This is a genomic window from Dyella sp. M7H15-1 (assembly GCF_004114615.1).
Lineage (GTDB): Bacteria > Pseudomonadota > Gammaproteobacteria > Xanthomonadales > Rhodanobacteraceae > Dyella_B.
Map to the genome: position 1 here is coordinate 2221851 of NZ_CP035300.1, position 21387 is coordinate 2243237.

At 58.2% G+C, this 21387-nt stretch carries 19 protein-coding genes; 3 read left to right on the forward strand and 16 right to left on the reverse strand.

Translation table 11 applies throughout. The features are described from left to right. Positions 1-3 precede the first annotated feature (3 nt). The 7 genes from EO087_RS10345 to rpoZ all read right to left on the reverse strand — a co-directional run bounded on the left by EO087_RS10345 (position 4) and on the right by rpoZ (position 11341). A complete protein-coding gene (locus tag EO087_RS10345) occupies positions 4-2475 on the reverse strand; it encodes a hypothetical protein (RefSeq protein WP_128898799.1) in 2472 nt (823 codons plus the stop codon). 826 nt (positions 2476-3301) lie between these two features. Continuing rightward, positions 3302-4060 (reverse strand): IS21-like element helper ATPase IstB, encoded by a 759-nt coding sequence (gene istB, locus EO087_RS10350; protein ID WP_128897459.1) that lies wholly within the window; start codon positions 4058-4060, stop codon positions 3302-3304. Positions 4061-4073: 13 nt separating this feature from the next. Then, the gene (gene istA, locus EO087_RS10355) at positions 4074-5642 is read right to left on the reverse strand and encodes an IS21 family transposase (RefSeq protein ID WP_128897574.1); all 1569 of its coding nucleotides are present in this window, start codon (positions 5640-5642) and stop codon (positions 4074-4076) included. A gap of 381 nt (positions 5643-6023) precedes the next feature. Next, positions 6024-8114, reverse strand: a complete 2091-nt coding sequence (recG, locus tag EO087_RS10360) for an ATP-dependent DNA helicase RecG (protein ID WP_240669018.1) — start codon at positions 8112-8114, stop codon at positions 6024-6026. 104 nt (positions 8115-8218) lie between these two features. Continuing rightward, positions 8219-8602 carry a RidA family protein gene (locus EO087_RS10365; protein ID WP_128898801.1) on the reverse strand — a complete coding sequence of 128 codons (384 nt, stop codon included), beginning with the start codon at positions 8600-8602 and terminating at the stop codon, positions 8219-8221. A 143-nt stretch (positions 8603-8745) separates the two neighbouring features. Next, positions 8746-10908 carry a bifunctional (p)ppGpp synthetase/guanosine-3',5'-bis(diphosphate) 3'-pyrophosphohydrolase gene (locus tag EO087_RS10370; protein WP_128898802.1) on the reverse strand — a complete coding sequence of 721 codons (2163 nt, stop codon included), beginning with the start codon at positions 10906-10908 and terminating at the stop codon, positions 8746-8748. Positions 10909-11050: 142 nt separating this feature from the next. Further along, entirely contained in the window at positions 11051-11341 is a 291-nt protein-coding gene (gene rpoZ / locus EO087_RS10375) for a DNA-directed RNA polymerase subunit omega (RefSeq protein WP_128898803.1), read from the reverse strand. 198 nt (positions 11342-11539) lie between these two features. Between rpoZ and EO087_RS10380 the strand changes: the two genes are divergently transcribed. Continuing rightward, the gene (locus tag EO087_RS10380) at positions 11540-12400 is read left to right on the forward strand and encodes a VacJ family lipoprotein (protein WP_128898804.1); all 861 of its coding nucleotides are present in this window, start codon (positions 11540-11542) and stop codon (positions 12398-12400) included. Between the two features lie 115 nt (positions 12401-12515). Here EO087_RS10380 and EO087_RS10385 read toward each other — a convergent pair whose 3' ends face one another. The 7 genes from EO087_RS10385 to EO087_RS10415 all read right to left on the reverse strand — a co-directional run bounded on the left by EO087_RS10385 (position 12516) and on the right by EO087_RS10415 (position 17526). After that, the gene (locus EO087_RS10385; protein ID WP_128898805.1) at positions 12516-12824 is read right to left on the reverse strand and encodes an STAS domain-containing protein; all 309 of its coding nucleotides are present in this window, start codon (positions 12822-12824) and stop codon (positions 12516-12518) included. Then, complete coding sequence (locus tag EO087_RS10390) at positions 12811-13494, reverse strand: ABC transporter substrate-binding protein (protein ID WP_128898806.1); 684 nt, start codon at positions 13492-13494, stop codon at positions 12811-12813. Before EO087_RS10390 ends, EO087_RS10385 begins: the two co-directional genes overlap by 14 nt. A gap of 23 nt (positions 13495-13517) precedes the next feature. After that, positions 13518-14390, reverse strand: coding sequence for an outer membrane lipid asymmetry maintenance protein MlaD (mlaD, locus tag EO087_RS10395; RefSeq protein ID WP_128898807.1), 873 nt, complete (start codon positions 14388-14390; stop codon positions 13518-13520). Positions 14391-14439: 49 nt separating this feature from the next. Then, positions 14440-15216, reverse strand: coding sequence for a lipid asymmetry maintenance ABC transporter permease subunit MlaE (mlaE, locus tag EO087_RS10400; RefSeq protein ID WP_128898808.1), 777 nt, complete (start codon positions 15214-15216; stop codon positions 14440-14442). Then, entirely contained in the window at positions 15213-16049 is an 837-nt protein-coding gene (locus EO087_RS10405) for an ATP-binding cassette domain-containing protein (protein WP_128898809.1), read from the reverse strand. The genes mlaE and EO087_RS10405 overlap by 4 nt, the downstream gene beginning before the upstream one ends. Before the next feature lie 100 nt (positions 16050-16149). Further along, positions 16150-16773: a guanylate kinase gene (gene gmk / locus EO087_RS10410; RefSeq protein ID WP_128898810.1), complete on the reverse strand. Its 624-nt coding sequence runs from the start codon at positions 16771-16773 to the stop codon at positions 16150-16152. Positions 16774-17355: 582 nt separating this feature from the next. Next, entirely contained in the window at positions 17356-17526 is a 171-nt protein-coding gene (locus EO087_RS10415; protein ID WP_205744347.1) for a hypothetical protein, read from the reverse strand. Positions 17527-17644: 118 nt separating this feature from the next. Between EO087_RS10415 and EO087_RS10420 the strand changes: the two genes are divergently transcribed. After that, complete coding sequence (locus EO087_RS10420; protein ID WP_128898811.1) at positions 17645-18403, forward strand: DUF3800 domain-containing protein; 759 nt, start codon at positions 17645-17647, stop codon at positions 18401-18403. Positions 18404-18516: 113 nt separating this feature from the next. Here the strand turns inward: EO087_RS10420 and EO087_RS10425 are convergent, their stop codons facing one another. Then, on the reverse strand, positions 18517-19641 hold the full coding sequence (locus tag EO087_RS10425; RefSeq protein ID WP_240669019.1) for a site-specific integrase: 1125 nt from the start codon (positions 19639-19641) through the stop codon (positions 18517-18519). Positions 19642-19716: 75 nt separating this feature from the next. Beyond that, positions 19717-20574: a YicC/YloC family endoribonuclease gene (locus EO087_RS10430; RefSeq protein ID WP_128898812.1), complete on the reverse strand. Its 858-nt coding sequence runs from the start codon at positions 20572-20574 to the stop codon at positions 19717-19719. Between the two features lie 73 nt (positions 20575-20647). Between EO087_RS10430 and rph the strand changes: the two genes are divergently transcribed. Beyond that, positions 20648-21376, forward strand: a complete 729-nt coding sequence (gene rph / locus EO087_RS10435; RefSeq protein ID WP_128898813.1) for a ribonuclease PH — start codon at positions 20648-20650, stop codon at positions 21374-21376. Positions 21377-21387 lie beyond the last annotated feature (11 nt).

Sequence of the window (21387 nt, forward strand, 5' to 3'; positions counted from 1 at the left end):
CATTTAACGAGTTCCATCCGGATCAGGCAGATTAACGTTTTTGGTTTGTTGATTAAGTACAGGGGCTACCCGACACGATTGCTTGGAGGCCGTAAGCACGCAGGTCACATCACTAGGCAGCAGCTTGAACGTAGCATCTGCAGGCGCACTGGACGAAGAGCCCGAATTACTGAGTTCAAGTACGCAACCCTGTGCCGTTTTGAAAGAGATTGAAAATGACGAAGGATTGAAGTTGTCAACCTTACAGGTGGTGGCGGGCCCTACACTGGTCCATACGGCACCACTCTGTGATCGACCCAGATATATCTGAAATGTACCTCCGCCGCCGCTTGGAGTGCCTGCTGGACCTTCCTGCTGGGGCTGAGGGAAGGTAACCGTAACGGTCTTTTTATCGGTGCTAAATGTCACAGGCGCTGCACTACTTATACAGCCCTGAGTACATGTCAGAGCACCGGAAGCAGTCGTAAACGATGCCTTATAACTAAAGACATTATTAGACGTATCCATGGCTTTAAAAGAGCAAGACCCATTCTGTGACAATTTGAAACCAACTGCACCCGCGATACCGCCAATCTTGGTACTGGGAATGGATTCGCCATTGATATTTGTATTCAATGGGCAATCGCTGCTGCTAAAGCTTCCCCATCCGGTCGGGAAAAAGATCGTGGATGGGTTATTGCCACCACCACCATTACTGCCACCACCAGCACCCGGGTCAGGGATTGTTAGAAAGAAGGGGAAAGTCGGATCATGGTTAATGACGCTACAGATATGGGTATTAATCTGAGCGCTGCCATGGTTGTTGACTTGGCAATGAGTAAAGCCTAGATCTGTTGATGAAGACACCAGATCTAGCGACAGCGAAGACCCTGAGCTACCTCCTAGCCAAGCTACAACGTGGTTGAACTTACCATTTTGGTGAGTTGCGTCAACGCCGACGAAACATGATCCGGCGCCCGCGGAACCTAGTTTGCAGGTACTTAGCGCCCCGGTCACATCGCCATAGTTATCGCTACCACTGGATATGCCAGACCAGCCTGCACCAAAAATGACGGTTTGCTGATGAATAGGATCGAACGGTTGGTTAAATGGCAACCCGTTGGGGCCGCCGATAGTGATGATTAGCTTGGTTCCAGGTGAACGGATGTTGCCGCGATCGTCATCGATGGAAAAGCCATACCCATAAAAGCCTAGAAGCCTATGTACGAACCAGTCAATTACATTTAGGTTGTATTTGGCGCTGGAACCAGCCGGGCTGGGATGCAACTGGGACGTTAAATTAGGATTCCTTTCATCAGCCGGTGTTGGCGCCCCTCGCATAATAGCTTTGTAGGCGTCACGTACGTTATCGGGCAGGTAGTTGGGTAACTTTGGATCGCTGGAAAAGCTGTAGCCCATGAGGTTCGTCATAACGACCCTGGCGTCAGCAAAATTATTAACGCCATGGATAATAACTCCACGATGTTTTAGGTTCGCTGCTGCAGCATCGAATACCATTTGCACGGTGCCAGCAAAGCTCTGACAGAAGCTGTCGCCCGTACACCCGGTAGCAAATTCACCAGGTACGATGACTTGTTCGACTTGATCCGTGGCAGGCACATTGAAACTGCTGCCCGTATATTTACTACTCAACCATCCTAACCAACGTTCAGTTAGCACATCGGAGGTCCACAGCGTACCAACTCGAGGGGCACCGTCAACGTTAGCGACCAACTTCGTGTTGTTTTGCGGCGGATTGACCAGATACGATGAAGTGCCAACCTCGGCAAAGCTGTTGTAAGCGGTGGGAATTTTAATCAATGCTTGCGGGTTCTGGCCGTTATAGTAATAGTTCCAGCCCACTTTATGATTCTTGGAGAAGTAATGACCGGTCAAACCGCCGCTAATCAAAGCGCTGAGGTTTGATTGCATTGTGTCCAGGTCAATGGTGGTTCCTGCGTAACCGCGGACGGCCACACCGTTGTTATCCGTGGCCTCTATGGCAAAGGGTATGGTTAGCTCATCAACACCCGAATAATCGAAATCGATGTTGCCTGTATCCACACCGCCATCGATGGTGTACTCAAGCAATTGGCTCGGCTCATCAGCACGGAAGGCGTCGGTCAGCGATTGGGTGTATATGATATTGCCTAAATCGGAGTCCTTAATACCTTTGCTATGGAGTATAGCTGCCGTGGGTTCGCCCGGCATATTTGTAGGTGGCTGGCTAAATATAAGAATTTGACCAGCGTCCCCCATGTCCCCGGTGATAATGGCTTTTGCTTGGCTATGGGCAGGAATACCGGATGCGCCACGAATATAAATTCGCTTTTCCTGATGATTGACCACATCGCGAATAACAGGATACATGACCCTGTTAGTGTTGTTGAAAATGGTCACAGGTACATTAGGACGCGTACTTTCTGCATGTGTCATAGCCGTTAGGGTGTAAGCGATGCACAGCGCCAAGTATGAAGGTAGCGCAACCGGTTTCATGACTGAAATCCCCTGTTTTGTAAATGCGAAGAGAGCCGATGCCTTCTAAGAGTTGCACAATAGCCAAGACGAGTGGGTTGAGATTTCAATTCAAACAGGCCATTTAAATACCTGTAAAAAGAAATCTACCTTAGAGATGCTACCTCCTTTTTTAAAAAGGGAAGCAATAGTTGCGATAGTTAAGATACTCACTCGGTGACGATGGCACAAGAACCCGGAGCCTATCGTTTACGCCGTGTATTTGATCCTTGATGCTCACAGTCCCGGCCGAAAAATTGTTACAAAAGTGATACACCTGCAGCTGATGGGTGACTCGATTCCGTGAGCTCTTTCGCCATCCGATTACACACATCCGAAACATCATATGAGTGATCCCCGCTCCCCCCGGGAGAGGGTGCCGGCAGGCGGGTGAGGGTCCGGGCGAAGCGAGCGATTCAGTTCTTGCACAAAATCTTTGTTTTCGCGCGCTGGCCGCACCCTCACCCCAACTCTTTACCGACCTCCTGCAAAGTGCGCAGCACATGGAAGAGATCGATCGACCCATCCATCTGATATTGCGCCCACCCTTTGGCGAGTGCCGCCGATATCGGGGCTGTCTCTTGATCACATCTTTTAGTTTGCAGTTTGTTGCAAATAACCAACAAAACGAGACGGACCCGTCCCCTCTCCCCTCTGGGGAGAGGGTGAGGGGCCGGGCTTGAGGGAAACTCCAATGGCTACGCGCAAGCTTCGCTGCGGATTTCGGCGATCGTGACCGCGTATTTCGGTTGATCGTGACCGGTCAGCGCCAGTCATTGTGCGGTGCACTCGAGTGTAACTGGACCGGTCACGATGAGGTATCGGCGGCTGGCTTGGCGGAGGACTTTCGGCGCATCGATTCGCCCTTCAGCACGATGCGATGAGAGCGGTGTACGAGACGGTCGAGGATGGCATCGGCGAGGGTGGGATCGTTGAGCCAGGCGTGCCAGTGTTCGATCGGTAGCTGGCTGGTGATGAGGGTCGATTTGCCGTTGCCGCGATCGTCGATGACCTCCAGCAGATCATGGCGCGCCGCCTGATCGAGCGGTGTCATGCCCCAATCGTCAAGGATTAGCACGTCGATGCGCGCCAACTGAGCAAGCACGCGACCGAAGCTGCCGTCGGCGTGGGCGATGCGTAGCATCTCGGCGAGGCGTGGCACACGCTGATACAGCACCGGGAAGCCTTGGCGGCAGGCATGTTGTCCAAGCGCACACGCCAGCCACGTTTTACCAACCCCGGTCGGACCGGTCAGCAACACACTTTGCCCCTGCCGGATCCAGTCGCCGCCGGACAAGGTGGCGATCAGGCGTTTGTCGATACCGCGGTCGGCGCTGTACTGCACATCTTCCAGGCAGGCCTGGGCGTGTTTGAGCTTGGCCACACGAAGTAATCGTTCCTGCCGTCGACCGTCACGCCAATGGCGTTCGCGATCGACCAGCATGCCGAGCCGATCTTCGAACGGCAGATCGTGACAGGCCGGCAACAGGCGCTGTTCTTCCAGCGCCTGTGCCATGCCGTCGAGCTTGAGGGCACGCAAGTGTTCAAGGGTGGGATGGATCAACAAGGTGGTCTCCTTTTCAGTGAGTGGTGGGTGGATCGCGGTAATAGGTGGGGCCACGCAGGTTGACGTGGTCGGGTGTGACCCAGTCGGTTTGGGCGATGGCGCTGGGCAAGGGGTGTTGATCGAGCTTGTTGTGCAGGATCGACTGCACGGATTTGCGCGTGCGCGAACCGATCGCCCACGCGCGTGCGCAGGCCGCTTCCAGGCGGTCGTCGCCGTACTGGCGCGCGAGCGCCAGCAGCCCCAGGCAACTGCGATAGCCCATCTCCGGATGCGGGCGCTCGGTCAGCAGGTGCTCGACCAACTGACGGGTTGCCGCGCCGATCGTGTCGGCCCAGTGCAGGAAGCGACCGGGTGACCATTCCCGATGCGCACGATGTGCGGCCGGCATGTGGTCGGCGACGGTGGTGTGGCGTCCGCGCGCCGGGGAGCGGACGTGGCTGGCGATGCGCTGGCCGGCATGCAGGATCTCGACGGTGGTGTCGGTGATGCGCGCCTCGACGGTCTTGCGTACCAGGCTATGCGGCACGCTGTAGTAATGGCCATCGACCTCGATGTGGTAATCGATGTTGACCTTGCACGGCTTGAAGCGCGCCGGCTCATAGGGTTGCGCCGGCAAGGGCATCAGGGCGGGACGGTCGATCGTCTCGAACCACGAACGGCGCGAGCCGTCGAGCTTCTTGAACGGCCGTGCATTCAAGTCCGTCAGCAGGTCGGCGATGGCGTGATTGAGAGCGCTGAAGGTAAAAAAGCACGGATGGCGCAAGCGCGCGAGGATCCAGCGCTCGACCACCTGCACGCCGACCTCGACCTTGGCCTTGTCCTGCGGGCGTCGTGGGCGGGCCGGCAGGATCGCCATGCCGTAATGCTCTGCACACGCCTGCGTAGCACGGTTGAGCACGGGCTCGTAGCGATCCGGCTGGGTGATCAGCGCGCGCGGATTGTCAGGTACCACCAGCGCCGGCACGCCACCAAAAAATGCCAACGCCTGCGTCAAGCCGCGCAGCCAGTCGATCTGCGTTTCGCCCGGTGTGGCGCAGGCATAGGTGAAACTGGACGCACCCAGCACGGCCACGAAGATGTGCGCTCGCTGCAGCTCGCCGGTGTCGGGGTTGACGACGCCAAGGGTGGGGCCGGCGTAGTCGATAAACAGCTTTTCACCGGCAACGTGCAACTGACGCATCGAACGGCGCAGCGAGGCCGTGTAGTCGTGGAGGTGCTGGCAAAACTGGGTGTATTGGTACGTGAGACGGCCAGCGTTCGCGTCGCAGTATTCCTGCCACAACAATTGTCGCGTGACGCCTTTGCGGCGCAACTCCCGATGCACCCATGGCAGATCGATGGGTGCCCGCTCGCCACGCACGGCGGGTGGTGACATACACAGCTGGGCGGCAATCGCGTTGTCGTCCATGGCGGACAGGCCGGGCCAGTCCAGTCCGGCGGCCGTGGCACGTTTCACGTACTTGCTGACCACGCCCTTGGACAGACCCAAGGCCAAGGCGATGCGTTCGTGCGAGAGGTCGCACTCCAGCTTCAGTCGAAGACATTCTTTGATCTTGCGCATAGCTACTCGCGGGGTCGGCATCGCCACTCCAAAAAGCCGTGGAGGATGCCGTTGCGTTGAAGTTATGCACAACGAGGGGCGCGTTTCGGTAAGCCGTGACCGCTGATTTCGGTGACCGTCGAAAATCGGTCACGATCAACCGAAACGGGCGGTCACGGCTTACCGAAATGACCGGTCACGCCTTACCGAAATGGGCGGTCACGATGGGCCGAAATACGCACTTCGCTGTTTAAATCGCGCACGAAACAAACTATTTCGCAAGATTTGCCCCTCACCCCAGCCCTCTCCCCGGAGGGGAGAGGGGGCCGCGACGTCAAACTTGTGATCAAGAGACAGGATATCGTGGGGGACGTGCCATCGTTATGGTACGCATCGTTCCTCCCTGCCCCCTTTCGCCAGCACTTAGGCATTGACATATCGAGCAGCGCCGCCGATCCAGCGTTCGATCAACCGCCCCGCCCGTTCGGGATAACGCGCCAGCATCTGTTCACCGACATGTTGCACGGCTGGCAGCAAATGTGCATCACGCGCGAGATCAGCCATGCGAAAACTAAGTTGACCGGTTTGACGCGTACCCAACACTTCGCCAGGTCCGCGCAGTTCCAGATCTTTTTCGGCAATGCGAAAACCATCGTTGGTTTCACGCATGACCTGCAATCGCTCGCGCGCAAGCTGCCCCAGCGGTGGTTGATAGAGCAACACACAATTGGACGCAACAGCGCCTCGGCCTACACGTCCACGTAATTGATGCAATTGGGCCAGGCCGAGGCGTTCGCTGTTCTCGATCACCATCAAACTGGCATTGGGAACGTCCACGCCTACCTCGATCACGGTGGTGGCGACCAGTACGGCCAGTTCGCCTGCCTTGAACGCATCCATCACCGCCTGTTTTTCCTTGGGCTTCATGCGTCCATGGATCAAACCGACCTTGCAGTCGGTCAACGTGTGCGTGAGTTCGGCATGGGCTGCCTGGGCTGCCTGCGCGCGTAATTGCTCGGACTCTTCGATCAAGGTGCAAACCCAGTAGACCTGACGCCCCTCCATGCAAGCCGCGTGAATGCGTTTTATCACGTCCATACGACGTGCACTGGAGATGGCGATCGTCTGCACGGGCGTACGCCCCGGCGGCAATTCGTCGATTGCGGAAATATCCAGGTCAGCATACGCGCTCATCGCCAGGGTGCGCGGAATCGGCGTAGCAGTGAGCACAAGCTGGTGTGGCACCCGTTCGCCCTCCAGCCCCTTGTCACGCAAGGCAAGACGCTGCTGCACACCAAAGCGATGCTGTTCGTCGACAATCACCAAGCCCAGTCGCGCGAATTCAACGCCTTCTTGCATCAAGGCATGCGTACCGATCACGATCGGTGCACCTTCCGCAATGCGTTTCATCGCTTGCTGGCGCGCCTTGCCCTGTTGTTTGCCTGCCAGCCATTCGACGGCGATATCCATCGGCGCCAACCAGTGGCGGAAATTTCGCAAATGCTGTTCGGCCAGCAGTTCCGTAGGCGCCATCAGTGCCACCTGATAACCCGCTTCAACAGCCGACAACGCGGCCGCACACGCCACCGCCGTTTTGCCTGAACCGACATCGCCCTGCACCAGGCGAAGCATCGGGCGTGGCTGCGACGTATCTGCCGCCACTTCTCCGTTCACACGTTGCTGCGCCGAGGTAAGCTGGAACGGCAAAGCTTTTAGCCAGCGCTTTTGCAATTCACCGCGACCGCTCAGCACAGGCGAGCGACGTTCGCGCATGGCTGCACGCAGTCGCTTCAGGCTCATGTGCTGGGTTAGCAATTCTTCAAAAGCAAGGCGCTGCTGAGCAGGATGCCACCCCTGCGTGAGTTGATCCATCCGCGCATCCGGCGGTGGACGATGCACGTACAACAACGCTTCACGCAGTGACGTGAGCCCATATTCCGCACAAAGCGACGGTGGAATCAACTCAAGCTCCGCCTCGACGGGCAAGCGTTGCAACGCCTTGGCCACGACGCCTGCCAGACGCTTTTGTCCAAGCCCTTCCGTGGTGGGATAGACCGGCGTGAGGCGCTCCTCGAGTACAACTGCCGCGTCATCAACCAGGCGCTGATATTGTGGGTGCACCATTTCGAGACTGTCCGGCCCTTGACGCACCTCGCCGTAGCACAACAATCTGACGCCCACCCGAAACTGCTCGGCTTGCGCGCGATTAAAATGAAAGAAGCGCAACAGCAATGTCTGCATCACACCATCGCCAATCGCCACCTTCAACTGCGGGCGATAGCGAAAACCTTTCTCGACCGCCTCGACCGCTCCTACCACCTGCACACGCATGCCCGGACGTAAATCGGCCAAAGGCAGCAGATGCGTGCGATCCTCATAGCGTAAGGGCAGGTGAAACCACAAATCCTGCACGCGATGCAGCCCCAGGCGAGCCAGCGTTTCGACCAACGCAGGTCCGACACCCACGAGTTGGGTCACCGGAAGATGGCCCGGATCGGCAGCGGTTTCGGTCAATGTTTGAGGTCTGTAAGCGGCCATCGGTGCAAGACTAACCGAGCAGGCTCGTGATGGTTACCAGACTGCCGACAATAGCTGTCAGCCGTTTGCGCAAACGTCGATCAGTCCAGCACCATCACAGCATCGACCTCGACCTGCGCACCTTTCGGCAAGCCGGAAACTTCGATGGTGGAGCGTGCTGGATACGGTTGCTGGAAATATTCGCCCATCACCGCATTGACCGCAGCGAAGTTCGCTAGATCGGTCACATAGATGCCCACGCGCACGATCTGCGCCAGTGAACCACCGGCGGTTTCGGCGACGGCCACCAGGTTGTTGAACACACGACGCGTTTGCGTGCTGATATCCCCTTCGACCAGGCTACCCGTGGCGGGGTCGAGCGGAATCTGCCCGGAGAAATACACGGTATTGCCTGCACGCACGGCCTGCGAATACGGGCCAATGGCGGTGGGAGCGTTGTTTGTGCTGATGATGGTGCGGGACATGGGGAGCGTCCATGGTGGCTAAACCATGAGTTTAAGGCAACGCTAAATAAGTATCGCCGTCGTCATGACGGCGATACTTATTTAGCGTTGCCTTAACGGGGAACAGAAAAACCTGCATGGCCAAGTCAGCCATCTCTACGCCGTTACAACGGGTACCGATACGCCCCGCTCACCACCCCTGTGCGCCGCACGCGCCGGATCACCTCGGCTAGGTGTTTGCGGTTCTTCACCTCGATGGTGAATAGTAGCGTGGCGGCCGCCATGTCGCGCTCGACGTATTCCACGTTCTCAATATTGGAATTGGCTGCCGCAATGGCCGCCGCCACCGTCGCCAGCACCCCCGGTCGGTTGATGACTTCGATGCGCAGCTCGGCACGGTAATCGCCCTGTACGTCACGATCCCATTCGATCGCCACGCAGCGTTCCGGCGACTTGCGCAGCTCGGCCACATTGGGGCATTCGATGCAATGCACGACGATGCCTTTGCCAGGCGAGAGATAACCAATGATGTCGTCGCCCGGCAGCGGGTGACAGCAATTGGCGAAACTCAGCACGCCACGCTCGGCGCCGGTGATGCGGATCTTTTCCGCTGCATGCGCCACCTGTGTGCCGCGCGCGGCGGGACCGCGCGAAGCAAGCAACTGGCTGGCCACCTGATCAGGCATGCGATTGCCCAGCGCGATATTCGAAAGCAGCTCTTCCAACCGCTTGAACTTGGATTTCTGCAGGAATTTCTCTAGCACTTCCGGCTGGATCGAATCGAGACTGGCGCCCTGGGCATCGAGCGCGCGATCGAGCATACGGTGGCCGAAATCCACGGCGTCCTCATGCTGCAGATGTTTCAGGTACTGGCGGATGGCTGTGCGTGCCTTGCCCGTAACCACGAATTCCAGCCACGCCGGATTGGGGACGGCCGACGGTGCGGTGATGATTTCGACCTGCTGGCCCGATTCCAATCGCGTGCGCAACGGCAATAGTTTCTTGTTGACGCGCACTGCCACCGCGTGATCGCCTACATCGGTATGCACCGCGTAGGCAAAATCCAGCGCCGTGGCGTTGCGCGGCAAGGAAAGAATGTCGCCGCGGGGGGTAAACAGATAGGTTTCATCCGGGAACAGGTCGATCTTGACGTTCTCGATGAATTCCGCCGCTTCCGGCGTATTCGCCTGGCTGTCCGCCAGCGCGGCAAGCCACTCACGCGCACGCGCCTGCGCGCTGTTGGCAGGACCACTTTCGGTCTTGTAGGCCCAGTGTGCCGCCACACCACGCTCGGCAACCGAATCCATTTCCTCGGTACGGATCTGCACCTCGATCGGCGCACCGAATGGTCCAAGCAGCACGGTATGCAACGATTGGTAACCATTGGCCTTGGGAATGGCGATGAAATCTTTGAAGCGCCGATCGACCGGTTTGTACAGCGCATGCGCCACGCCAAGTACCATGTAGCAGCTCATCGCACTATCGGTAACCACACGAAAACCGTACACGTCCATCAACTGCGCAAAGCTCTTGTGGTCGCTGCGCATCTTCGAATAGATGCTCCATGGTGACTTGATTCGCCCGACCACACGCACCGGAATGTGATCTTCGATCAGCCGTGCGGAAAGTGCACCTTCAATGCGACTCATCGCTTCACGACGATTACCCAGCGCAGCGCGGATACGTTCGCTGATCACTCGGTAACGATCGGGATACAGCGCGTGAAAGCCAAGATCTTGCAGTTCCGCCTTGATCTTGTTCATACCCAAGCGCTGGGCGATTGGTGCGTAGATTTCCAGCGTCTCGCGAGCAATGCGCCGGCGCGAATCCGATTCCTTGGCACCCAACGTACGCATGTTGTGCAGGCGGTCGGCTAGCTTGATCAGGATCACGCGCAGGTCGCGCGCCATCGCCAGCAACATTTTGCGGAAGCTCTCCGCATCGGCTTCCTGGCGACTGGAAAAGCGCATCTTGTCCAGCTTGGTGACGCCGTCTACCAGCTCAGCCACCGTCTCGCCGAATTCACCGGACAAGGCGGTACGGCTTAGCGACGTATCTTCCAGCGTATCGTGCAAGATCGCGGCGATGATGGTTTCGGCATCCATGCCCATCTCGGCCAGAATGCCGGCCACGGCGATGGGATGGGTGATATAGGGCTCACCACTCTTACGCACCTGCCCTTCGTGCGCTACCGCACCCATTTTGTAAGCGCGCAGCACGCGTGCGACGTTCTGCTCGGAGAGATAGGCAATGCGCTCTTTCAGCGCCAACACGTAGGGCGGTAGCACGGGCGTATCCTCGGGAACCGGATGCGTAGCCGCCGTCATGGAATCATGCCGCCCGTTCAGGCGATCGCCTCGATGGTTAGGTAGGAGCAGGATGGATCCGTGCATATCAGGTGCACAGCGCAGCCCCTTCGTCTGGTATTGCCAGATCGACGAATGTGCTGTCGACAGCCACCGCCGTCCATCAGTCGTCTCCAACCTTGGAAAGATCGTCATCCACTTCCTGCGCAGCCCATTCCAGCGCTTCGCGTTCGGCACGCTCGCGATCGGCACGGTCGATCTCATCGATGGTGACCTGATCAATGCGGCGGTCGGCGATTTCACGCAGCGCCAGCACGGTCGGTTTGTCGTTGTCGGGGTTGACGGCAGGTTCGGCACCGTTGGCGAGCTGGCGAGCACGCTTGGTCGCCATCAGCACCAGTTCGAAACGGTTATCGACTACTTCAAGGCAGTCTTCCACGGTAATGCGGGCCATGGGAAATCCTTAGACAATAAAAGACTTATGCGGTCGTACAGTTTATCGAGCAGCCACTTGGCTGGCAACGCGATTGACTCTTATCATGCCAGACCGTTGCGCGCCAGTTCGAAGTAACGGCATAAGTTCGTGCACAATATAAAACTAAAAAGTACAATTTTTCCAACCATCCACCTTTTCTGCAGCGGACCCCTCTAGATGCCCTCCCTGCCCCGCCGTCTACTAAGCCACATCCTTCCCTTGGCCACCGTCACCCTGCTTGCGGGCTGTGCTATTGCCCCTCCGCGCACGGATGACCCATTGGAGAAGTTCAACCGCAAGAGTTACGCCTTCAACATGGCGCTGGATACGCACGTACTACGCCCGGTCGCCGTGGGCTACACCAAGGTCACCCCCAAGCCAGTCCAGACCGGTATCAGCAACTTCTTCACCAATATCAAGCTGCCGATCAGCATCGCCAACAGCATGCTGCAAGCGCGCCCAAGCGATGCGATCACCGATACGGGCCGCCTCCTGATCAACATGACGGTGGGGCTGGCCGGCTTCTTCGACCCCGCCACGCACATGAAAATCCCGTTGAAGGAGACCGACTTTGGCATCACCCTCGCCCGCTGGGGCGTGCCGGAAGGCGACTTCCTGATGGTGCCCCTGCTTGGCCCATCCACCATGCGCGACGTGCTGCAGTACCCGGTCGATGGCTACCTGTTCGATCCACTCAGCTATTTCGAGCGTAACCATAAGTTCCACTGGGGCCAGTACTACATCCCTGAGGTGGTTTATTTCATCCAGATGCGTGCACAGTTGCTGGACGCCGATAGCTTCCTGAAGTCGGCCTACGACCCGTATGCCTTCGTACGCGACGCCTGGCGCCAGACTCGCCTGAACAAGCTCTACGACGGCAATCCGCCGGCGGACGTGATGCTGAGGCTGCAGCAGGGCCAAGGCTCGAACAGCCAGAACAACAACTTCGACCCCGCCGAACTGCTGAAAGAGCAGCAGCAGTGGGAGCAAAAGCAAAAGCAGCAGAACAATTCGGGTACGCCTTCCGGCAACCCGTAAATACGGGGCGTCTGTCGAAAACAAAAACGGGGCTGAAAGCCCCGTTTTTGTTTATGTCCGGAAGGCTGCGAACAGACAGGGCTGGTAACAACGGCGATACTTATTCAGCGTTGCCTTAATGCAGGAAGGATTCCACACCGCAGACCTGCGCCAGCGCCTGCATACCCGCCGGCACGTGCCGTACAGCAATCCGCAGCCCGCCCTGGTCAGCCTCCGATAGCGCCGCCAACAAACACGCCAGACCAGCACTGTCACACAGGGTGACGCCAGACAGATCCAACGTATGGCGATCATGCGCGGCGAAGGCGGTGCGCATGGCAACCAACGCATTCGCGGCCGTGGCGAAATTCAACGCGCCCGTTACGGATACCGTGTCCGGCACCTCGGAAGTCACCCGAAACTCGCCGGTTTTACTTGGCGCCATTGCCCTTGTTTTCCTGTTCCATCTGTTGCAGTGCCTTGTCGCCGCCTGTTTCCAGATTACTGATCAGCTTGTCGAGACCTTCCTTCTTGATCTCGGCATCAACCTGGTTGCGGTAATTAGTGATGTAGGAAATACCCTCGATGATCACGTCATACGCCTTCCACTGACCGTCGGCGGCCTTGTGGAACACGAAGTTCACTGCGATCTGCTTCTTGTCGTCGGTAATCGCTTGGGTCTTCACCACCGTGTACTTGTCGTTGAGTTCACCCTGGAACGGCAAAACCTTCACCGAGCCCTTGGAGTAATTCAGCAAACCGTCCGCATAGCGGTTGGTCAGCGAGGTGTAAAAGGCCTTGGCGAAGCGCGCACGCTGTTCCGGCGTGGCTTGGCGCGCATGCATGCCAAGCACCAGGATCGACGCCCAATCGGTATCGAAGTGCGGCAGGAAGATCTGGTTGATCAACGAGATCAGCTTGGGTTTATTGTTCTGCAACTCGGCTTTGTGATCGGCGATCTGGGTGTTGAGCTGAGCAACGACATTTTCCAACACCGCCTGCGGGGTCGATGCATGGGAAGCCTGTGCGCTCGATGCATCCTGCGCGAAGGTCGGCGCGGCGATCATGACGCTGCCCAGGGCGATGGCGGTGGCAATAGCCAGGTGACGCAACATGGATGACTCCTAGTAAGGCCGGCTCAATGTTTGCCGGCAGGGGTATTGGATGAACCGTTGCCATCGGCGTTGTTGCCACCGCTGGACGAGCCATTGACCAGGAACTTGCCAATCAGATCTTCCAACTGCATGGCTGACTGGGTCAGCACGAGCTGGTCACCATCCTTCAGGGAATTCGGCGAGCCACCGGGCTGGATCGCAACATACTGAGTGCCAATCAAACCACTGGTGAATATCGCGACCGACGAATCATCCGGGATCTGGTTGTATTTCTTGTCGATGGACAACGTCACCGTGGCATCGAGCTTGATCGGGTCGGCCTTGATCGAGGCCACGCTGCCGATGGCCACACCGGCCATCTTCACCGGCGCACCCACCGAGAGCGTCCCCACGTTGGTGAAATTGCCACGCACCGAATAAGTACCGCCAATCGCATCGACCGCACCGCTCGCGCCCATGAACTTGCTGAGCAGCTCCTCCAGCGGCGCCGACGACTTGGTCAAGCCAAGATGACCACCGTCGGTGACATACGTTTTCGCACCACCGTACTGCACGCCTACGTATTGATCGCCCAGCAAGCCGCTAGTAAAAATCGTCGCGACGGAGTCGGTCGGGATCTTGCTGTTTTTTTTGTCGATCGAGAGTCTGACGTCGGCGACATCCCTGCCTGATGCGAGGGTGATCGACTGCACTTGGCCAATACGCACACCAGCCACCCTCACCGGAGCACGCTCCTTGAGCTGGCCGATGTTGGCGAACTGCGCGTCGACCGTGTAGCTGGCACCCTGATGGCTGTTGGCCACCGAACTGGTCTGCGTTGCGAGATAAGCCAGTGCGGCAAAGCCGAGCACGATAAACAGGCCAGTGCCAACGGCATAGGATTTTCTCTGGCTCACGGCAGAATCCTCAAAAAAAAGCGGTTAGTCATGACGATCATCCGTCCATTCACATCAGGAACGCAGTGAGCACGAAGTCCAGTGCAAGAATCGCAATCGACGAAGCAACCACCGTGCGCGTCGTGGCATACGCCACCCCCTCACTGGTCGGCGGCGTGGTGTAGCCCTGGAACACGGCGATCAACGCGATAACCGCACCGAATGCGGCACTCTTCCACATCACGCCATTAACGATGTCCTGCCACACATCCACGTTGGCGGTCATGTTCGACCAAAACGTGCCGTTATCGATGCCCAGCCAGCTCACGCCAACCACGTGACCGCCGAAAATACCCATGGCACAGAACACGCAACACAGCAGCGGCATGGCAATCAGGCCGGCCAAGAAGCGCGGTGCGGCCACATAAGCAATCGGATCGACCGCCATCATTTCCATCGCGGCGATCTGGTCGGTAGCACGCATCAGGCCGATTTCCGCGGTGATCGAGGTGCCTGCGCGACCGGCGAACAACAACGCCGTCACCACTGGCCCTAGCTCACGATAGATGGACAGCGCCACGACCGAGCCGGTGGCCGACGTGCCACCGAAAATCGCCAGTACGTGATAAAGCTGCAAGCCCAACACCATGCCGACGAACAGTCCGCAGGTCATGATGATGGTGAGGCTCATCGCACCGACGAACCAAAGTTGGCGCACGGTCTCGCGTGCGTAGCGCATGCTGGCCGGCACGGCGGAAAGAATGCGCAGTAGGAATAACCCGCAATGACCGATCTGCGCCAGCGAATCGAGCACCACATTGTTGCCGCGTCCCATTTGCGCGCTCATGCGGCACCTTCACTGAAACCGAGGGCCTGCGCGTAATCGCCAGCCGGATATTGGAACGGTACCGGACCATCCGCATCGCCACCGAAGAACTGGCGCGTCCACGGCGAGCCGTCGTCGGCGATGGTCTTGGGATCGCCCTGTGCCACCACCTTGCCGTTGGCGATCAGGTAAATGTGGTCGGCCACTTCCTTGATCGCGGCAAGTTCGTGCGCGACCAATACGCTGGTGATGCCCAGCGTGTCATTGAGCGTGCGGATCAGCTTGAGCACCTGGTTAAGGGCAATCGGGTCGAGCCCCACAAACGGCTCGTCATACAGAATAAGCATGGGATCGAACACGATCGCACGCGCCAGTGCGACACGCCGGGCCATGCCACCGGAAAGCTCGCTGGGCATCAGCGAAGCCGCGCCACGCAAGCCCACCGCTTGCAGCTTGGTGAGCACGATATTGCGAATAAGCACCTCCGGCAGCTTCGTATGCTGGCGCAGCGGAAATGCCACATTCTCGAACACGTCGAAATCGGTAAGCAGCGCGGAATTCTGGAACAGGTAGCCGATGCGCTCGCGGAGCTGAAACAGCTCGTCACGCGGCAGCTCCGGCACGTTCAGTCCATCCACCTGCACTTGACCCTTGCTGCCACGCATCTGGCCGGTGATGTGCTTGAGCAGCGTGGTCTTGCCGGTGCCACTAGGACCCATGATGGCCGTGACCTTGCCACGCGGGATGTCCATGTCCAGGGCATCGAACACGGTCTTGCCACTGAGCACCGTGGTGAGGCCACGGATGCGCACCAAGGTGCGATCGTTGGGCTTGACGAGGGCGGTTTCAATCATGGGCGGTGGGACGCAACCAAAGTGATCAAGTTAACTGAAGTGAGCAGGCAATGCTATACGGACCAGTGCAGTAATAGTTCGATCCAGAAAGAACCCGACACTAGGCCAGGAGTTCCCGGATCAAGGCCTCATGCCGCAGGCACTGCAGCCCGCTACGCTGACGCACCGCCCGCACAATGGCCTGAAGACCGTCCAACGCATCCTCGAAACGATCGTTGACGATGATGTAGTCGAACTCGTGGGCGTGGGCGATCTCTCCGCGCGAATTGTGCAAGCGGCGTTCGATGACCTCCACGCTGTCCGATCCACGCCTACGTAATCGACGTTCCAGCTCGGCCCGAGACGGTGGCAGGATGAACACGCTTACGCAATCAGGTTTGGCCTTGCGGATTTGTGCGACACCTTGCCAATCGATCTCCAGCAAGACATCACGACCCTGCCGCAGCAAATCTTGCACGGTCTTGCGCGAGGTGCCGTAAAAATTGCCATGCACTTGCGCGTGTTCGAAAAAAATGCCCCCAGCCACTTCGCGCTCGAACTCGGCGCGTTCAACGAAATAGTAATGCCGCCCGTATTCCTCACCGGTCCGCGGCGGACGCGTCGTATGCGAGATTGACAGCGCGATACTGGGCTCACGCTCCAGCAAGGCATTGACCAGCGTGGATTTGCCCGCCCCAGATGGGGCAGCAACCATAAACAATGTGCCGTCTTGATCAGTCGACATGATGCGAAGCTCCTTCGCCCCTTCTCCCCTCCGGGGAGAAGGTAGAGATGAGACACCAAGGCTTACGCGGAATAACTTGAGTGCGTGGCCTTTTCATTCGATTGCACTTAAACCTGCAGTAGAGCAGACAAACGGCTCCACTGCGCGGTTTTTCCACTTCGCTTTTGCGTGTGGGTACAGGCTTGGGTACAACCGAAATGGAGGATGGGCATAAGCGAGCCGGTCGATTGGCAAAGACAGAAGTATAGCTGGGACCGAGGGATGCTCGCCCCCCTGCTAGATCCAGAGGGTGCGATTCCTCGCGCGATGTGGGAAGGATGCGAACAACAAGAGACCGGCAGGAGGAGGGCCGAACCTCCAACCCGCCAATAGCTATTCACGTCGTAGTGGCCTGCCGCGGCAGGCCAGGCTCACATCCGCTCAATTGGCGGCGGGAACGCTCTCGAAGCGAGCACTCTCTCAGCTCGTCAGCCATAGCTTCAAGGCCGGGAACTCCATAGCAGGCTGTTAAGAAACCTTTTGACCACGCAGCATCGATAGTCAAAATCTATGAAATACCTCTTGCTACATGGCACAACTCTTTCATTTTCGCTGCTTTTTGCTGATTTTCTCGCTGACCAGGTCGTTCACGCGTGCCAGCAACACCGTATGCCCGAAAAAAGCTTGGGCAATGGTGTCATCGAACAAGCGATCTCGATGGAAGGAAAACGTGCTGTGGTCCCATACCGGAATCTGCTCCGCGCATTCATGCATTCCATCAACGATAGGCTGCGACCATGACAGCGCAGGGCACGAAGAGTTTCTCAACAACCTGCCAGACTGTTACGTGCCGTACACAGGCAGATTGGCTTAGGAAATGGAGTAAAGCCACATGGCAATCGCGTTACCAGGATCAACTTACAGCGACTATGTAGTTTTCATTGATGAAAGCGGCGACCATGGCCTTAAGAGCATCGATGCGAGTTACCCAGTTTTTGTCCTATGCGCAGCTCTCTTTAGTAAGAAGGACTACGTCGATGCGATATGTCCAGCACTGAATGCCCTGAAAATGGAGTTTTGGGGGCATGACGAAGTCATCCTCCACGAGCACGACATTCGAAAACCCAAGAATCAGTTCGCCTTCTTGCAGGACGCTCAAAATCGCGCTGCCTTCCAAGAGAAGCTGTCGGCGATTCTTGAACAGTCACCGTTCAAGCTGATCTTTAGCATCATCAACAAAGAGGAATACGTTCACCACTACCAAGTGCCGAGGAACCCATACGACGTGGCGATGAGTTTCGTTCTAGAACGTGTTTTTTTGGAACTGAACTCAATGGGTCAGGTTGCCAAGAGAACAAAGGTCATCGTTGAATGCCGCGGCCCCAACGAGGATGTTCAGCTTCGCGAAGCCTTCGCCAAGATCGTAGGCGGCAACAATGCTTGCGGCCGGCCGCTTCCTTTCGATCTTCTCATGGTCCCGAAGCTATCAAACTCCATCGGATTGCAGATAGCAGACTTGTGCGCTCGACCAATGGGCATTAAGTCACTGCAACCGAAGCAGCCTAATCGGGCATACGAAATCATTGCGGGTAAGATCCGGCGTAACCCGCACGGAAGAGCTGAAGGATGGGGTGTAAAAGTATCGCCCTAGAAAGCGAAAGGCCCCAAACCGAAGTTTGAGGCCCAGCGCCGACCGGAAATTTCCAGTCCGACTTAGAGCAAGTCTAACATAGGCCAGACTGTTTTTCCAGTTCATACCATGCGTTAGCTGGCCCTCTTCCGCTTGATCGGCACCACCTTGCCGGCGTCACCCGCTTCTAACTGCGCTAGCAGATCCGCCCAGACCTGCAGCGCCGCCTTCCGTTCCTCGAAGTAGTCGTGCCGGTTGTAGATGCCTACCACGCCCTTGAGCTTGTGATTGAGGCAGCGCTCGGCAACGTGTGGCAATACGCCCAAAGCTTCCAGATGCGTGCGTGCGGTGCGGCGCATGTCGTGCAGGGTGAACGGTTCGCACTCGCCCATAAGGGGAATGACACTTTTAGCCATCGCTGCGTTCACCGTACTTTCACTGATGTGCGGGATCATTCGAGCCTGCATCTTCCGGGCAGGCAGCAGCCACGCGCTGGCGCCAGCCAGACGGATCAGTTCGCCCAGCGCCTCGACGGCCTGCCACGGCAAGGGGATATCGATCGCCTGCCCAGTCTTGGTTCGGTCGGCGGGCAAGTGCCACACCGCATTGTCCAGATCGAACTCCTTGATGGGCGCGCCGATCAGTTCCGTCTTGCGGTTGGCCAGCATAAGCAGCAGCTTCACCGTGAGGGTGTTCTGGTAGGTCCAGCCTTTGGCATTGCGCATGGCTTCGAATAGGTGCACCAGCTCGTCACGGGTCAGCCAACGCTGGCGCGCTTCCTCAGTGCCGCCAGTGTCGGACGGGTCGAAGGCAGCCGCAGGATTGGTCAGCATCATCTCCCGCTTCACTGCATAATCGAACATGCGCTTGGACCAGCGTAGAACATCCGTGGCCATGGTAGGGACGCCACGTTTCACAATGGCCTTGAGCATGGTGTCGATGTGGGAGGGCCGGACATCCGCCAGCGCCAGATGCCCGATGGCGGGTTTGATATCCCGTTCGATGCGGCTGCGCACGATGTTGGGGTGCTTCCAGCGCCCAATGATCCGTTCGGCCAAGTATTCGTCAGCCAGCTTCGCCACCGCATTGCGGCCGGCCTCGATCCGGGCCACGGCGTCCTGCTTGAGCACCTGCTTCTCGGCGGCCAAGTCATGGCCCAGCGCCACCCGCGCCCGCATCTCCTTGGCGACCTTGCGGGCATCGGCAAGTGAGAGGGTGCTATAGCTGCCCAGGTCAAGCTTCTGGGGCTGACCGGCCAACTGGTAAAGCCCGCTACATGCGGGCTTTCGGGGAATGCAGGCTTTCAACTGGACGACGCTGGACGTCGTTAGACACTATTCGATGTTTTGCACTTGCTCGCGCATCTGTTCGATTAGCACTTTCAGCTCCACCGCCGCATTCGTGCTGCGTGCGTCGACCGATTTGGAACCCAACGTATTCGCCTCGCGGTTGAATTCCTGCATCAGGAAATCCAGTCGGCGCCCCACGGGCTCCTTGAGGCCCAACACGCGACGCGTTTCGGTGATATGCGTACTGAGGCGATCAAGCTCTTCATCCACATCAGAACGCGTGACCTGCAACACCAACTCCTGCTCCAGGCGCCCCGGATCGGCCGGCTGCTTGAGATCAGCCAGGCGCGATTCGAGTCGGGCGCGCAATGCGGTGCGGATTTCCGGCATCCAGCCACGCACATCGGCCACGATGCGCTCGATGCCGTCCAGGCGCTCACGCAGGATATCGCCCAGCTTGGCGCCTTCACGCTCGCGGGTCGCGGTCAGGGCATCCAGCGCACGGTCAAGCACGCCGAGCAGAGCAGCCTGTTGTGCCTCCTGATCCACCTCCGCATGCTGCAGCACACCCGGGAAACGCAACAGCTCGGTGAACTCGACGCGCATGCGCGGGAAGCGGGCCTCCATATCCAGCGCCAGCTCCGACAAGCGCGCGATCATGCCGCTGTCCACCTGCAAGGTTTCACCACGCGATTCGCCCCGCCGCACGATCACGTCCACCTTGCCACGCGAAAGCCGCCCAGCGATGCGTTCGCGCAAAGCCGGCTCGAAACTGCGCAAGTCTTCAGGCAATCGAGGGCTGATTTCGAGGTAGCGATGATTGACCGTACGCAACTCGCAGGTCAGCACCCCGGCAAGGGTGACAGTCTCGGCGGAGGCATAAGCGGTCATGCTGCGAATCATCGAATACGGTCCCGCACGATGGAGAAAGCGGCAATGGTAAACTGTCCCACCCCGACTTGCCCAACACGAACCTATGACAGTGTCCCGCCCGAGTGGCCGCGCCCATGACCAGTTGCGCAACATCACGATCGAGCGTCACTACACCCGCCATGCCGAAGGTTCCGTACTCGTTGCCTTTGGCGATACCCGCGTACTGTGCACCGCCAGCATCGAAGACCGCCTGCCACCGTGGCTGCGTGGCAAGGGTGAAGGCTGGGTGACAGCCGAATACGGCATGCTGCCACGCGCCACCTCTACCCGCACGCAACGCGAAGCCACGCGCGGCAGCCAGGGTGGCCGGACTATGGAAATCCAGCGTCTGATTGGCCGCAGCCTGCGTGCCTGCGTGGATCGTCAGGCGCTTGGCGAACGTGTCATCACTCTGGACTGCGACGTGCTGCAGGCGGACGGCGGCACTCGCACCACCGCCATCACTGGCGCCTATGTGGCATTGGTGGATGCCGTCAATCGGCTGATGAAACGCGAGAACCTGCGACGCAATCCGATCGTCGGCGCGGTGGCGGCGATTTCGGTCGGCGTGTATCAAGGCATGCCGGTGCTCGACCTCGATTACGCCGAAGATGCCAACTGCGATACCGATATGAACGTGGTGATGAACGACGGCGGCGGCCTGATCGAAGTGCAAGGCACCGCCGAAGGCCATGCCTTCCGCCGCAACGAGATGGACGCCATGCTCGATCTGGCCGAGAAAGGCATAGGCGAGCTGGTCCGGTTGCAGCGTGAGGCGCTGGAATCACATTGAACTCACCGACT

What these genes read in the sequence shown, in the direction of transcription:
- EO087_RS10370 (WP_128898802.1), bottom strand. Translation starts at nt 10,908, where the DNA reads ATGACGGCGGCTACGCATCCGGTTCCCGAGGATACGCCCGTGCTACCG.
- EO087_RS10405 (WP_128898809.1), bottom strand. Translation starts at nt 16,049, where the DNA reads ATGATTGAAACCGCCCTCGTCAAGCCCAACGATCGCACCTTGGTGCGC.
- EO087_RS10365 (WP_128898801.1), bottom strand. Translation starts at nt 8,602, where the DNA reads ATGTCCCGCACCATCATCAGCACAAACAACGCTCCCACCGCCATTGGC.
- EO087_RS10430 (WP_128898812.1), bottom strand. Translation starts at nt 20,574, where the DNA reads ATGATTCGCAGCATGACCGCTTATGCCTCCGCCGAGACTGTCACCCTT.
- EO087_RS10345 (WP_128898799.1), bottom strand. Translation starts at nt 2,475, where the DNA reads ATGAAACCGGTTGCGCTACCTTCATACTTGGCGCTGTGCATCGCTTAC.
- EO087_RS10415 (WP_205744347.1), bottom strand. Translation starts at nt 17,526, where the DNA reads ATGCATGAATGCGCGGAGCAGATTCCGGTATGGGACCACAGCACGTTT.
- mlaE (WP_128898808.1), bottom strand. Translation starts at nt 15,216, where the DNA reads ATGAGCGCGCAAATGGGACGCGGCAACAATGTGGTGCTCGATTCGCTG.
- EO087_RS10390 (WP_128898806.1), bottom strand. Translation starts at nt 13,494, where the DNA reads ATGTTGCGTCACCTGGCTATTGCCACCGCCATCGCCCTGGGCAGCGTC.
- istA (WP_128897574.1), bottom strand. Translation starts at nt 5,642, where the DNA reads ATGCCGACCCCGCGAGTAGCTATGCGCAAGATCAAAGAATGTCTTCGA.
- EO087_RS10380 (WP_128898804.1), top strand. Translation starts at nt 11,540, where the DNA reads ATGCCCTCCCTGCCCCGCCGTCTACTAAGCCACATCCTTCCCTTGGCC.
- EO087_RS10385 (WP_128898805.1), bottom strand. Translation starts at nt 12,824, where the DNA reads ATGGCGCCAAGTAAAACCGGCGAGTTTCGGGTGACTTCCGAGGTGCCG.
- gmk (WP_128898810.1), bottom strand. Translation starts at nt 16,773, where the DNA reads ATGTCGACTGATCAAGACGGCACATTGTTTATGGTTGCTGCCCCATCT.
- EO087_RS10420 (WP_128898811.1), top strand. Translation starts at nt 17,645, where the DNA reads ATGGCAATCGCGTTACCAGGATCAACTTACAGCGACTATGTAGTTTTC.
- rph (WP_128898813.1), top strand. Translation starts at nt 20,648, where the DNA reads ATGACAGTGTCCCGCCCGAGTGGCCGCGCCCATGACCAGTTGCGCAAC.
- rpoZ (WP_128898803.1), bottom strand. Translation starts at nt 11,341, where the DNA reads ATGGCCCGCATTACCGTGGAAGACTGCCTTGAAGTAGTCGATAACCGT.